The 12,548-nt window shown below is 42.6% G+C and carries 16 protein-coding genes; 15 read left to right on the plus strand and 1 reads right to left on the minus strand.

Going from position 1 to position 12,548, the window contains the following annotated elements:
- The first annotated feature begins 1 nt into the window (after position 1).
- Complete coding sequence (locus tag DWX43_RS16285) at positions 2 to 760, plus strand: ABC transporter ATP-binding protein (protein WP_118621040.1); 759 nt, start codon at positions 2 to 4, stop codon at positions 758 to 760.
- Position 761: 1 nt separating this feature from the next.
- On the opposite strand, the gene DWX43_RS16290 is transcribed toward DWX43_RS16285, so the two are convergent.
- Entirely contained in the window at positions 762 to 1,649 is an 888-nt protein-coding gene (locus tag DWX43_RS16290; protein ID WP_118621041.1) for a LysR family transcriptional regulator, read from the minus strand.
- Between the two features lie 222 nt (positions 1,650 to 1,871).
- On the opposite strand from DWX43_RS16290, the gene DWX43_RS16295 reads away from it, so the two are divergent.
- The 14 genes from DWX43_RS16295 to DWX43_RS27015 all read left to right on the plus strand — a co-directional run bounded on the left by DWX43_RS16295 (position 1,872) and on the right by DWX43_RS27015 (position 12,530).
- Positions 1,872 to 2,093, plus strand: a complete 222-nt coding sequence (locus DWX43_RS16295) for a hypothetical protein (RefSeq protein ID WP_118621042.1) — start codon at positions 1,872 to 1,874, stop codon at positions 2,091 to 2,093.
- A 16-nt stretch (positions 2,094 to 2,109) separates the two neighbouring features.
- Positions 2,110 to 2,649 carry a flavodoxin family protein gene (locus DWX43_RS16300; RefSeq protein WP_118621043.1) on the plus strand — a complete coding sequence of 180 codons (540 nt, stop codon included), beginning with the start codon at positions 2,110 to 2,112 and terminating at the stop codon, positions 2,647 to 2,649.
- A gap of 76 nt (positions 2,650 to 2,725) precedes the next feature.
- On the plus strand, positions 2,726 to 3,301 hold the full coding sequence (locus DWX43_RS16305) for a sugar O-acetyltransferase (protein WP_118621044.1): 576 nt from the start codon (positions 2,726 to 2,728) through the stop codon (positions 3,299 to 3,301).
- Positions 3,302 to 3,535: 234 nt separating this feature from the next.
- On the plus strand, positions 3,536 to 4,069 hold the full coding sequence (locus tag DWX43_RS16310; RefSeq protein ID WP_118621045.1) for a flavodoxin family protein: 534 nt from the start codon (positions 3,536 to 3,538) through the stop codon (positions 4,067 to 4,069).
- A 65-nt stretch (positions 4,070 to 4,134) separates the two neighbouring features.
- Entirely contained in the window at positions 4,135 to 4,812 is a 678-nt protein-coding gene (locus DWX43_RS16315) for a flavodoxin (RefSeq protein WP_118621046.1), read from the plus strand.
- Between the two features lie 101 nt (positions 4,813 to 4,913).
- Positions 4,914 to 5,396: a flavodoxin gene (locus DWX43_RS16320; RefSeq protein WP_118621047.1), complete on the plus strand. Its 483-nt coding sequence runs from the start codon at positions 4,914 to 4,916 to the stop codon at positions 5,394 to 5,396.
- 107 nt (positions 5,397 to 5,503) lie between these two features.
- Positions 5,504 to 5,800, plus strand: a complete 297-nt coding sequence (locus tag DWX43_RS27395) for a hypothetical protein (protein WP_243099359.1) — start codon at positions 5,504 to 5,506, stop codon at positions 5,798 to 5,800.
- The gene (locus tag DWX43_RS27400) at positions 5,698 to 6,075 is read left to right on the plus strand and encodes a hypothetical protein (RefSeq protein ID WP_243099353.1); all 378 of its coding nucleotides are present in this window, start codon (positions 5,698 to 5,700) and stop codon (positions 6,073 to 6,075) included. The genes DWX43_RS27395 and DWX43_RS27400 overlap by 103 nt, the downstream gene beginning before the upstream one ends.
- Positions 5,984 to 6,628: a DUF4405 domain-containing protein gene (locus DWX43_RS16335; protein WP_243099355.1), complete on the plus strand. Its 645-nt coding sequence runs from the start codon at positions 5,984 to 5,986 to the stop codon at positions 6,626 to 6,628. Before DWX43_RS27400 ends, DWX43_RS16335 begins: the two co-directional genes overlap by 92 nt.
- A 65-nt stretch (positions 6,629 to 6,693) precedes the next feature.
- On the plus strand, positions 6,694 to 7,401 hold the full coding sequence (locus tag DWX43_RS16340; RefSeq protein WP_118621050.1) for a LytTR family DNA-binding domain-containing protein: 708 nt from the start codon (positions 6,694 to 6,696) through the stop codon (positions 7,399 to 7,401).
- Positions 7,401 to 8,702: a GHKL domain-containing protein gene (locus DWX43_RS16345; protein ID WP_118621051.1), complete on the plus strand. Its 1,302-nt coding sequence runs from the start codon at positions 7,401 to 7,403 to the stop codon at positions 8,700 to 8,702. Before DWX43_RS16340 ends, DWX43_RS16345 begins: the two co-directional genes overlap by 1 nt.
- A gap of 214 nt (positions 8,703 to 8,916) precedes the next feature.
- Positions 8,917 to 11,847 (plus strand): glycoside hydrolase family 3 C-terminal domain-containing protein, encoded by a 2,931-nt coding sequence (locus tag DWX43_RS16350; RefSeq protein WP_182440732.1) that lies wholly within the window; start codon positions 8,917 to 8,919, stop codon positions 11,845 to 11,847.
- Between the two features lie 67 nt (positions 11,848 to 11,914).
- A complete protein-coding gene (locus tag DWX43_RS27565) occupies positions 11,915 to 12,043 on the plus strand; it encodes a hypothetical protein (RefSeq protein WP_279220799.1) in 129 nt (42 codons plus the stop codon).
- Positions 12,044 to 12,185: 142 nt separating this feature from the next.
- Positions 12,186 to 12,530 (plus strand): hypothetical protein, encoded by a 345-nt coding sequence (locus DWX43_RS27015; RefSeq protein ID WP_182440733.1) that lies wholly within the window; start codon positions 12,186 to 12,188, stop codon positions 12,528 to 12,530.
- Positions 12,531 to 12,548 lie beyond the last annotated feature (18 nt).

Here is a 12,548-nt window from a genome sequence, read left to right on the forward strand (position 1 = left end):
AATGAATCAATTATTATGCGGCAATAATATCATAAAGTCTTTTGGTGCCGGAAAAGAAAAGCGTAATGTGTTAAATGGCGTGTCGGTGGAAATAGAAAGCGGAGAGTTTGTATCTGTAATGGGGCCTTCCGGTTCCGGAAAATCGACCCTGCTCTACGCACTCAGCGGCATGGATGCAATAGACAGCGGAAATGTAGTCTTTGAAAATCAGAACCTGTCAGGATTATCAGATGACGCACTTTCTGATCTGCGCAGAAAGAAAATGGGATTTGTATTCCAACAGCCTACACTATTAAAGAATCTGAATATACTGGATAATATTATTTTACCGCTTATGCGGGACCATCGTAAAAATGTGAAGGAACTTACGAAAAAGGCAAGGCTTCTGATGAAGCAGGTGGGAATCGGGGAATTGGAACAAAGAGACATCACCCAGGTGTCCGGCGGGCAGCTCCAGAGGGCGGGGATCTGCCGGGCACTGATGAGTGACCCGGAGATTATTTTCGGCGACGAACCAACCGGGGCACTGAATTCTAAGTCGGCAAAAGAAGTCATGGAACTTCTTTCAAAAATAAATGAACAAGGCACGGCAGTCCTGCTGGTCACCCATGATGCCAGCGTTGCAGCCAGAACCAGCCGCGTGCTATTCATGCGGGACGGGGAAATTGTCAGCAGACTGGATTTTCCGAAGTATCAGCCGGAAAAACATGAGGAGCGGATAGAAAAAATCATGGGGCAGATGCGTGCTATTGGGATTTGAGTTAATCTAAACCTTCCCGCAGCACTTCAATAAATTTTTCAGCCGGTTTAGAAAACATCTGATACTTTTTCCAGATAATGCTCATGTCATCCTCCAGTTTCGGTGTCAATGGGCGGAAACAGAGATTACTGCTTCCAGTGGTATTAATGATCTTATCAAAACAAATGGCATAACCCAGGCCCTCATCTACCAGCAGGGAAGCATTAAAAATTAAATTGTAAGTTGCAACTACATTCAAATCTGCTACTTGCCGCTTCAGCCATTGTGTTAATGCACCGCCTTTGTCTTCCTGCTGGGATATAATAAGGGGCTTGTCCCATAAATCTTCCGGAGAAATCATATCTTTTCCTGCAAGCGGCGAATCTTTACGCATGAGAACGCCCCAGATGTCTTTAGCGGGTATTTTCAACGCGTTGTATTTCGTTAAATCTACGGTTCCAAATACAATTCCAAAATCCAGCAGACCTTTATCCAGTCGTTCTTTTACAAAGGTGGAGTTTCCGCTGGAAATATGATAATGGATTCCGGGGCAGGTGTTCTGCAGACTTTTTGCAGCTTTTGCTAAAATTCTCACGGCATCGGTCTCTCCTGTTCCGATATAAATGTCTCCCAGAATAATATCATTGGCGAGGGTGATTTCCTTTTCTGTTTTATTTACCAGATCGAGAATCTCTTCTGCACGTTTCCGTAAAATCATCCCCTCTTCCGTTAATGTTACCTTTCGCGATCCTTTTGTACCGCGGATCAATAACTGTTTGCCCAGTTCTTCCTCCATATTTTTTATCTGGGTGGAAAGTGTGGGCTGGGAAAGATGAAGGGATTCCGCAGCCCGTATAATGCTTTGTTCTCTTGCGACCGCAAGAAAATAATGGAGAACCCGTAATTCCATTTGACTTCCTCCTTGATTTGTATTTGTTGTTTCGTATCTATCTGACAGTAGTTTATCACAAAATACAATAGGTTTCAATTATACAAATGAATTAAATATAAGTATTTGTTATTTTTAATAACGGGATTTATACTGTTTTCAAAGAGATGACAATGCATTGGAAACCTTCAAAGGTGTTTTTAAAGCATGCAAATAAAAAATCAGGAGGATGGTATGAAGTAAATGATGTATTTAGAATCCAGAGAAGCGGTCATTCAAAACTTAAAAGATGCGGGGTGCAGTCCGGATACCATTAAAGATTTTCTTTTATACTTAGACAGCAACAAGAAGGAGGAGCAGCTTGCATTGTTGGAAAAACACAGAAAAGAGTTATTAAACGTAGTGCATAAGGAAGAGAAGAAGATTTACTGTTTGGATTATTTAGTATACCAGATAAAAAAATAAGAAAGAAGGAAGAAAGATGGAAAAAAATATTTTAGTTATTACAGCCAGCCTACGTAAAGGAAGCAATTCAGAACTTCTGGCTGATGAGCTTATATGCGGGGCAAAGGAAGCCGGCAATCATGTGGAAAAAGTATGTATCCGGGATAAGGAGATTGCTTTCTGCAGGGGCTGCCTTGCCTGTCAGAAAACAGGCGGATGTGCGATCAAAGATGATGGGGATGAAATTGCACGTAAAATGCTGACGGCTGATGTACTTGTTTTCGCTACACCAGTCTATTATTACGAGATGAGCGGCCAGATGAAAACCATGCTCGACCGGGCAAACCCGCTCTTTTTCCTGGACTACCGGTTTAGAGATGTGTATTTACTGGCTACAGCGGCTGACGAAGACGAACATGCTGTGGACGGAGCACTTACAGGACTTAAAGGATGGATTTCCTGCTTTGAAAAAGCACGGCTTGCAGGAAGCATTTTTGCAGGCGGCGCAGACAAAGCGGGGGAGATTGAGGGCCATCCGGCACTCGAAAGAGCATACCGTATGGGGAGAGGGTTATAAACTTCAGCGATAATTTCTAGCTGACAATGATCTCCGCATAGAGAAAGAGAAGAAGTAGATACTGGAGAATTTATATATGGAAGTAAAAGAATTCATAAAGGTGATGAACAGCGGTGCAGCCATAACTGCGGAATCAAAAGTACATGAGTGTATGCATATGCTATCTCAGGAAGCACTGCGGCTTACAGCCGAATTGAATGGCAGTTATCATTCACCAGAAGAAATCAGGATGATTATGGAGAAGCTGACCGGAAAACCAGTGGATAAGACATTCACGCTTTTTCCACCTTTTTATACTGATTGCGGTAAAAACCTTACTATAGGTAAGCATGTATTTGTCAATTCCGGCTGTAAATTTCAGGATCAGGGTGGGATCACGATCGGAGATGGGGCCCTGATCGGGCACAACACAGTCCTTGCAACCCTAAATCACAGTCTGGACCCAAAACACAGGGCAGACATGGTCCCAGCCCCGATCCATATCGGTAAAAATGTCTGGATCGGGGCCAATGCAACGATTCTTGCAGGAGTTACTATCGGTGACGATACAGTTATTGCAGCCGGTGCAGTCGTGACAAAAGATGTTCCGGGAAATACGGTTGCAGGTGGGGTACCGGCAAAAGTAATCAAAAGGATTGAGGTGACACGATGAAAAGATCAAAATGATCCGGCTGCCCGCCCTGCTATTTCGGGAAGTGTGCAAAAATTGAGCATACCTTTGTGGAAGAGTCCATCATCAATCAAAACGGAAAGACCGATTACACAAAATTTAAACCGGTGCACTTTGAAATGCCAAATTATAATTATCTGGCTGCTGGTGATGTAATTACAAAGTGTATGACCTTAGGAAAATAGTCTTATTTATTTAGAAAAGAGATGGAAAAAGATGAAGATAACAGTGATTACAGGAAGTCCTCATAGAAAGGGGACATCGGCGCTGCTGGCGGATGAATTTATCCGTGGGGCAAAAGAGGCCGGGCATGAAATCTATCGTTTTGACGCAGCATTTGAAGAACTGCATCCTTGCCTTGGCTGTGATAAATGCGGCATGGGTTCAGCGCCATGTGTCTGGAAAGATGGCATGGAAAAATTGAATCCACATATGGCAGACGCTGATATGGTAGTATTGGTGACCCCGCTTTATTATTTTACGGTTTCCGCACAGTTAAAAACAGTGATTGACCGTTTTTATGCGAATACCTACAAATTTACAGGCGGCAAAAAATCAATACTTATGGCAACCGCATTTGACAGTAACGAATGGACCATGCAGGCGTTGACTGGCTATTACAAAACCCTTGCCGGATATATGCAATGGGAAGATGCAGGAATGATCCTTGCAGCTGGCTGTGGAAGCAGATCAGGGATTGAACATTCCGAATTTCCACAGAAGGCATACGAGATGGGCAAAAATCTATGACAATTCAAATAGAACACAAGGATTCAGGAAGTAAAAAGAAATCGTTAAAACGAACAGGAGGACTTATGGTAAAAAAATTAGTAAGTATTTTGATTACAGGTATATTAATGATGTCGCTTGCAGCATGTGGAAACAGCGATAATACAGAACAAAAGGAAGGCAGAGCAAAAGAGACCGTGGCAACAGAACAGGAACGTGATACACAAGATCAGCAAGAAGCGGTTCAGGAAGAGGCATCACAGCAGCCAAGTGAAGTTGAGGAGACATCCGGTACATTAGTCGTATATTTTTCCTGGTCCGGAAACACAAAGGCAGTGGCGGAGTCAATTCAGACCCAGACTGGCGCAGATATTTTTGAAATTGTTCCTGCTGATCCTTACACAGATGATTACAATGATCTTTTGGACATTGCCCAGGATGAACAGAGAAACGATGCAAGACCGGAAATTTCCGGAACCATTGATAATATGGATGCCTATTCCACTATTTACTTAGGTTTCCCCAACTGGTGGGGCGATATGCCTATGATCCTTTACAGCTTTTTAGATGAATATGATCTATCAGGCAAGACAATTCTGCCGTTCTGCACCAGCGGAGGAAGTGGTTTTTCCGGTTCTATAACAACGATACAGGAGATGGAACCCGATGCAGAAGTAATTGAAAATGGACTTTCTGTCAATGATTCCGGTGCGGCGAATCCAGATGGTGCAGTCACTGAATGGCTGGGAAGTCTGGAGGAATGATCAACAATATACAAGGGACTGACGTGCCCCTTGTTTTAGAATAACCATGTAAGTTCATGATTCTGAACAGTTACAAATTTATCAATAGGGAGGAAGAACAGATGAGTAAAAAATTGGTGGCGTATTTTTCAGCAAGCGGAGTGACAGAAGGAGTTGCAAAAAAACTGGCAGAGGCAGCGGAAGCAGATTTATATGAGATCAAACCCGAGAAGCCTTATACAAGGGCTGACTTAAACTGGAACGATCAGAACAGCCGGAGCTCAATAGAAATGAAGAATCCTGCTTCACGTCCTGCCATTGCAACGGAAGTACAGGATATGGAACAATATGAAACCATATTTGTAGGATTTCCGGTGTGGTGGTATGTTGCACCGACTATCATAAATACATTCTTGGAAAGTTATGATTTTGCAGGGAAAAATATAATTTTGTTTGCCACATCAGGGGGAAGCGGGCTTGGAAACAGTCAGAAAAACTTAGAGGCTTGTGTAGCTGATACAGCAAAATGGATTCCCGGAAAAAGATTTTCAGGCAGTGTTTCGGCAGAGGAACTGACAAGGTGGATTAGCGGGTTGGCTTTGTAATATATAAGAATGAGAGAAAAAGGGGCAGAAAATAAAGGGGATGTTTGCGATATGTTTTTGGATTTCGTACAGTTTAAAACAGCTCTCTTTTAAGCAGGTGGCGGGATATGAAAAAAACAGCATTTGTTTTAGCGTCAGTGATTCTGATGAATCTGCTGGGAGCGTATGGCAGGACAGATGTGGAAGAGGAAAAAGAGCAGGAACAAAGGATACAGTCAACAGAAAAGAATGATACAGAGGACAGGAATACTAAGACAGGGTGTTCACGTTTCTGGAAGAATACGACTTTTCCGGTAAGACAATCGTTCCCTTCTGCACCCACGGCGGCAGTACATTGGGGAGAAGTGAGGGTGATATTGCCAGCCTGGTACCAGATGACGTCCTTCTTGACAGCCTGGCTGTAAGCGGCTCCAGCGTGGATGGTGTGCAGGCTGACGTCGAAGAATGGTTAAACAAATGGGCTTGGATTGCAATAGCCCATCTGGATAGCTCACGACAACGCTTACGACAACTGAAAACCAAAAAGGAGATGATGGCCAATGAAAAAAATAATAGATATCCTCATGACAGTGCTCCTTCCCGTCTTAATGGCCTATTCGCTGCTGGGAAAAGACATCCACGAGTGGGCAGGAGTTGCCATGTTTCTGCTGTTTATACTCCATCATGTACTGAACTTTAAGTGGCACAAGAACTTGTTTCGGGGAAAATACAGCGGTGTAAGGATACTGGGGACTACGGTGAACCTTCTGATATTCCTGCTGATGCTTTCCCTTATGGCAAGTGGTATTATAATGAGCCACTATGTGTTTCCATTCCTCACCATTGAAGGCGGCGCTTCGCTTGCAAGAACCGTACATTTGGTTGCATCCTACTGGTGCTATGTGCTGACCTCTGTCCATCTTGGACTTCATGGAGGGATGATAATGGGGATGCTGAGAAAGGCATTCCGTATGGAAAAGGCATCCTCCAAACGGCGGATCATGTTACACATTGCCGCTGCATTGCTATCCGTCTATGGAATCTATGCTTTTGTACAGCGCGGGTTGGCTGATTATATGCTGCTGCGGACTGAGTTTGTCTTTTTCGACTTTTTAGAGCCACTTGCATTCTTCTTTCTGGATTATCTGGCTATCATGGTATTGTTTGTCATTTTGGGCTATTATGCTGCTAAGCTGCTGACCAAAGCACAGGCAGGTACTGACAAATTGTTTCACAGAAAAAGGAGAAAATAATGAAAAAATACCCATTGGCATTTTTATGGCACTGGCCATGTCCACTTTTTTGAGGGGGAATAAGTATGCTTAAGGTTGCTTTGGTGGATGATGATACAGGGTATCTTCAATTAATGCAGTCATACATTAAGCGTTATGAAAGAGAAGAAGGAATACGGTGTAAGGTAACGTTATTTCTCAATGGTCTTAATTTTGTAGAAGATTATGAAGGAAACTATGATGTTATTTTTCTTGATATCGAAATGCCCCATATGGACGGTCTGGAGACGGCAAGGAGAATCCGCAGGAAGGACAGCCAGACAGGAATTGTATTTGTGACAAATATGGCGCAGTATGCCATCAGGGGGTATGAAGTGAATGCCATTGATTTTATCGTAAAGCCTTTGGAGTATTATGTTTTTGCAGATAAATTGAAGAAAGCAATACAGCTGTTAAAGTTGAATGAAGAGCGGAATATTATAATTGAGACGGAGGATTCCGTTGAAAAAATTAATTTGTCCAGGATTTTCTATATAGAGAAGGATAAGAATTATGTGGTGTATCATACGGAAGATGCAGATTATCGTGTCAGGGGAACGATAAAAAAGGTTGAAGAAGTCCTGGCGTCCGAAGGATTTTCTAAGTGTATTAATGGGTGTCTGGTGAATGTACGCCACATTACAAAAATTGAGAAGGATACTGTATGGCTGGATCAGATCTGCCTTCCTTTGAGCAGGCAGCAGAAAAAAGAGTTTCGGGAAGATTTTATGAAATATATAGGGGGTGTGTATTGATGGAGGGAATGAAGTATATTTCCTGCGTGCGTTTTTCCATGCAGCTTATGATTGCTGAGTCTGTTTTTGTGATTTACTGGAAGAAAAAAGACTTTTTTGCTGGACGCTTTATATTGGCATTGGTTGGATATTTTATCATGGCGTTGTCGGCTTTTACTGCGTTTCGTTCCATTCCGGGAAATAATCCGGCTACATATATGTCATATTATATTGCTTTATTTGTACTCACCCTTATGGTTATGTTCTTCTGTTTTCAAGTAAAGAAAAAGGAAGTTCTTTTTGCAGGTGTGTGCGGCTATGCGACACAGCACATCGCTTATGCAGCGTATACTATTTTCCATGAGCTGACAAACCTGAGGCTGCCGGCTGTATGGGATTTCCTGCTGCTCAGATTTTTTCCATATATATTAGCAGCAGTGATTGTGTATTGTCTGCTCATAAGGAGATACGAAGGAAGGGGGGAGCTGGTGGATAAGGATATGCGGATGATCGTCCTTGCGCTCGTGATACTGCTTACGGTCATTTTTATCAGTGTATTAGTGGATACGGGCACGTTTGGCGATGAAGCAGGCATTTTACGGAATGTTCTGTGTAAAGTATATGCGATCATCTGTAGCGTCCTTTCTATATTTATAGCATTTTCACTATCCTGGCAGAACAGGATCACGCATGAAAATGAGATGATGGAGACTATGCTGCACAATATGGGTGAGCAGCAGAAACTGTCAAAGGAAACAGTAAACATCATCAATATTAAAAGCCATGATCTAAAATACAGAATTTCAAAAATTGCGAAGATTGAAGATGATCAGGAACAAAAAGAATATATTGAAGAAATTAAAAAAGCAGTTACGATTTACGATAATATTTACCAGACTGGTAACAGTGCAATGGACCTGATACTCACGGAAAAAAGTCTGATGTGTGAAGAAAATGGTATAAAAGTCAGTTCTATGGTGGATGGCACGCTTTTGAATTTTATGCAAACAACGGATGTGTATGCGTTGTTTGGAAATCTGCTGGATAATGCGATTGAAAGTGTGATTCAGGAAGAAAACCGGGAAAAGCGCATCATTAGTATCCATATCTCAAGAAGAAACGAGGGGTGCCATATTCATGTGGAAAATTACTGTAATAAAGAACTGGTTTTTGAAAACGGCCTTCCTGTGACAACAAAAAGAGATAAAGCATATCACGGGTTCGGGGTTAAAAGTATTAAATACATTGTAGAAAAGTATCAGGGAGATGTGCTGATGCAGAAAGTGGATAACCGTTTTCGGGTAGATATTATGTTTTATTAACAGGTTTTGATGAGCGTCTGCGCATGGAAGAAACAAGAAAGTTCTCTTCTATGCGCAGACGTTTTGTCTTATATATAAAAGAGATGTACCGGTTTTACCTCCAGAATAACCAACTATACCACAACACGTTTTTTAAATAGAATAGTGGTATTTTTATTACATAAGAACTGCATGGCCGTGTGTTCAGTAATGATAAGTAAAAGGAGAGGACATTATGGAAATAGCTTGGGAAGACGTCATAAGTGTCATTACACAGATTAAGGGATATCTGATTTTTATCGGAGTGATGCTTGTAGCTTTAGTAGTAGCCTTAGTGGCAGTAAAGAAATTGGAAAAACCGTTAAAAGGGTTTGTACGTTTACAGTCGGTATTTGCATTTCTTTTGGTTCTGGTAGTTACAGTAAATGCAATTTGTCTGGGACCTATGCACAACACAATTAACGGTGCGATGGCTAAGATGGGAACGCTGACAGAGGAATCTGTGGCAAATTCAAGAGATGTGATAGAACGTGTGGCAGAAGAAGGAATTGTCATGGTGAAGAACGAAGACGGTGCCTTGCCGCTTGAGACAAGAAGCTTAAACGTATTTGGCTGGTCATCTGCGAATCCGGTATATGGCGGAAGCGGATCAGGAACAGTTGATGCGAGTACGGCAGTGAGTCTTTTAGATGGACTGGAAAATGCCGGGTTCTCACTTAACACAGAATTATTTGATATGTATACAGAATACCGCAGTGAACGTCCGGTCATAGGGATTAACCAGGAGGGACAGGATTGGACACTTCCGGAGATACCGGCAGAGGATTACAGCGAGGAGATGCTGGCCAATGCACAGGAGTTTTCAAATACGGCATTAGTTGTTATATCACGTGCAGGAGGAGAAGGTTCCGATCTGCCTCATGATATGGGTGCTGTAATGGACGGTTCATGGAATGAGCCGGGTACAAAATATCTGAATGCAAAGTATGATAACAATTCTGAGGAATACGCAGACTTTGAAGATGGACAGCATTATCTTGAGCCCAGTCAGACAGAGCAGAGGATGATAGATATGGTATGCAGCCGGTTTGAGGATGTAGTTGTGGTCTATAACGGATCCAATACTTTTGAACTGGACTGGCTGGATGATTATGAGCAGATTAAGGGAGCATTCCTTATTCCAGGCGCAGGTGCCACCGGCTTCAATGCCCTTGGAAAGATTCTTACAGGGGAGGTAAACCCATCCGGAAAAACAGCGGATACCTGGGTACGTGACCTTACACAGACACCATATTTTCATAACATCGGAAGTATGACTTACACAAATGTACAGGACATGCTGGATGCTGCAAAGGCAGAGTGGGAAGCTGCTGACGGAGTGGCAGGTTTTGTCAGGTATGTTGAAAATATTTATACAGGCTACCGTTTTTATGAAACGGCAGATGCAGAAGGATTTCTTAATTATGAAGAAGCTGTGCTGTATCCCTTTGGCTATGGCCTCAGCTACACAGAATTTGAGCAGTCAATGGGTGATATCACCACAGATAGGGATGGAAATCTGACAGTAGAAGTTACAGTTACGAATACAGGAAATTCTGCAGGCAAGGACGTAGTGGAACTTTATTATACACCGCCCTACACCAATGGCGGAATTGAAAAAGCCTCTGTGAATCTGATCGCATTGGATAAGACCCAGATGCTTGATCCAGGTGCAAGTGAAGCTTTAACACTTACATGGAATCAAGAAGATATGGCGTCCTATGACACTTATGGAAATGGTTGTTATGTTTTGGAACGCGGGGACTACGCAATTAGTCTGAGGACAGATTCCCATACAGTAGTTAGTGAACAGAATTACAATGTGGCGGAAACCATCATATATGATGAGTCAAATCCAAGAACGGATGACGTGACCGTTGCCACCAATCAGATGCAGTCAGCGGAAGGAGATGTGGAATATCTGTCACGTGCAGATGGGTTTGCAAATTATGCATCAGCCACAGCCGGCCCTACAGATGCGGACAGAGAAGCAAAAGCTGAGATACTGGCAAATGGTACATATGACCCAACGGAATACAACAAAGAAGAAGACGTCATGCCCACAACAGGTGCCGATAATGAGATTGAGCTGTTTGATTTAAGAGATGCTGATTATGATGATGAAAGATGGGAACAGCTTCTTGATAACCTTTCAATAGATGACATGGTGAACCTGATCGGATATGGCGGGTTCCAGACAGTAGAAGTGACATCGGTAGGAAAAGTTGCTACACAGGACACTGACGGACCAGCAGGTATTAATTCCTTCTTTACTGGCTCTTATGGAACTGGATACTGTTCAGAAAGTTTGATTGCACAGACTTGGAATGAAGAACTTGCCCATGAAGTAGGTCTTGGAATCACCAACGAGGCTGTAGACTTTGGATTTGCCGGATGGTACGGGCCAGCCATGAATCTTCACCGCTCTGCATTTGGAGGAAGAAACTTTGAGTATTATTCAGAAGATGGTGTTCTGAGCGCTGTAATGGCAGTCAATACCATTCAGGGAGCATATGAGAATGGTGTGTATCCTTATCTGAAGCACTTTGGTTTCAACGAACAGGAAACGAACCGTAATGCTATGTTGAACACATGGCTCACGGAGCAGTCAGCAAGAGAAAATTACCTGAAGCCGTTTGAAGCGTGTGTGAAAGATAATGACGGAGAAGCGTTGGCAGTCATGTCAGTATTTAATTATATAGGAAATGAATGGGGCGGCGGTTATGCTCCGCTTCTGAACAATATCCTCCGTGATGAATGGGGATTCCAGGGAATGGTTCTGACAGATTATTTTGGAAACTATGGTTATATGGATGCAGACAGAGCCATCCGCGGCGGAAGCGACTGTATGTTAGGGACAACTGGAGGAGAGGCACTGATCACAGACCAGAAGAGTGCTACTTCTGTATTGGCTATGCGTCAGGCGAGCAAGAATATTATGTACACAGTGGTAAACAGTGTGGCCTATGAAGATTACACACCTGGAACGATTCCTGTATGGATGCTGATATTCTATGGTGTAGATGCAGCGCTTGCAGTGATTTTAATTGCACTTGAAGTCATTGTAATTCGAAACTATATAAGAAAGAAAAATTCTAAGATTACCGTTGAGACCGCAGAAGAATAACAGGTAAGTCAGAAGAGACTTGAGACAGATATAGTCTCGGGTCTCTTTGTAGAATAGAGGTGAGCAGATGAAACATCAAGATTTGATCAATAAAATGACAACAGAAGAAAAAGCAGCATTTTTAAGTGGAAAAGGGGAATGGGATACCAGAGATATCCCGCGTCTGAATATCCCGTCTGTATACTGCTGGGTTTAACAATTTATGGATGCCGATTGCGTCTGCTTATGTAGCCCCGGCAATTTACAATTTACTGGTAACCTTTATTACCGGCGGCGTTTCCATGATCATCTTTTTCTTTCTATTTAAGATTATCTTTCCGGAAGGAGAGACGAAAAGAATGATTTGTTTCGGTGCAGCGTTAGCTTTGGCAGTTGTATGTGTAAATGACTATAAAATAGCCCTGATCACAGATACCCATTATGGAACTATCCAGGATACGGAACTATTAGACAAAGCTGTGGAAGAGCTAAAAAATGATGCGCAGGGAGTAGATCTGGAAGTATCCGGACAGATATGGCCGGTGGGATGGCTGTCAGAATTGACAGGAGTTCTTAATTATGGCGAGTACCAAAGCGGAGAGTGTAAAGTGATTGTTTCTTCCGGTTTTACCGGATGGGGATATCCTCTAAGGACTGAGGGACATTGTGAATATGTCATTATTCATCTTAGCCAGTCATCCTGAAAATATTAAGAAGATTTG

It is taken from the genome of Clostridium sp. AF19-22AC (genome assembly GCF_003479085.1).
GTDB classification, from domain to species: Bacteria; Bacillota; Clostridia; order Lachnospirales; family Lachnospiraceae; genus Faecalicatena_A; species Faecalicatena_A orotica.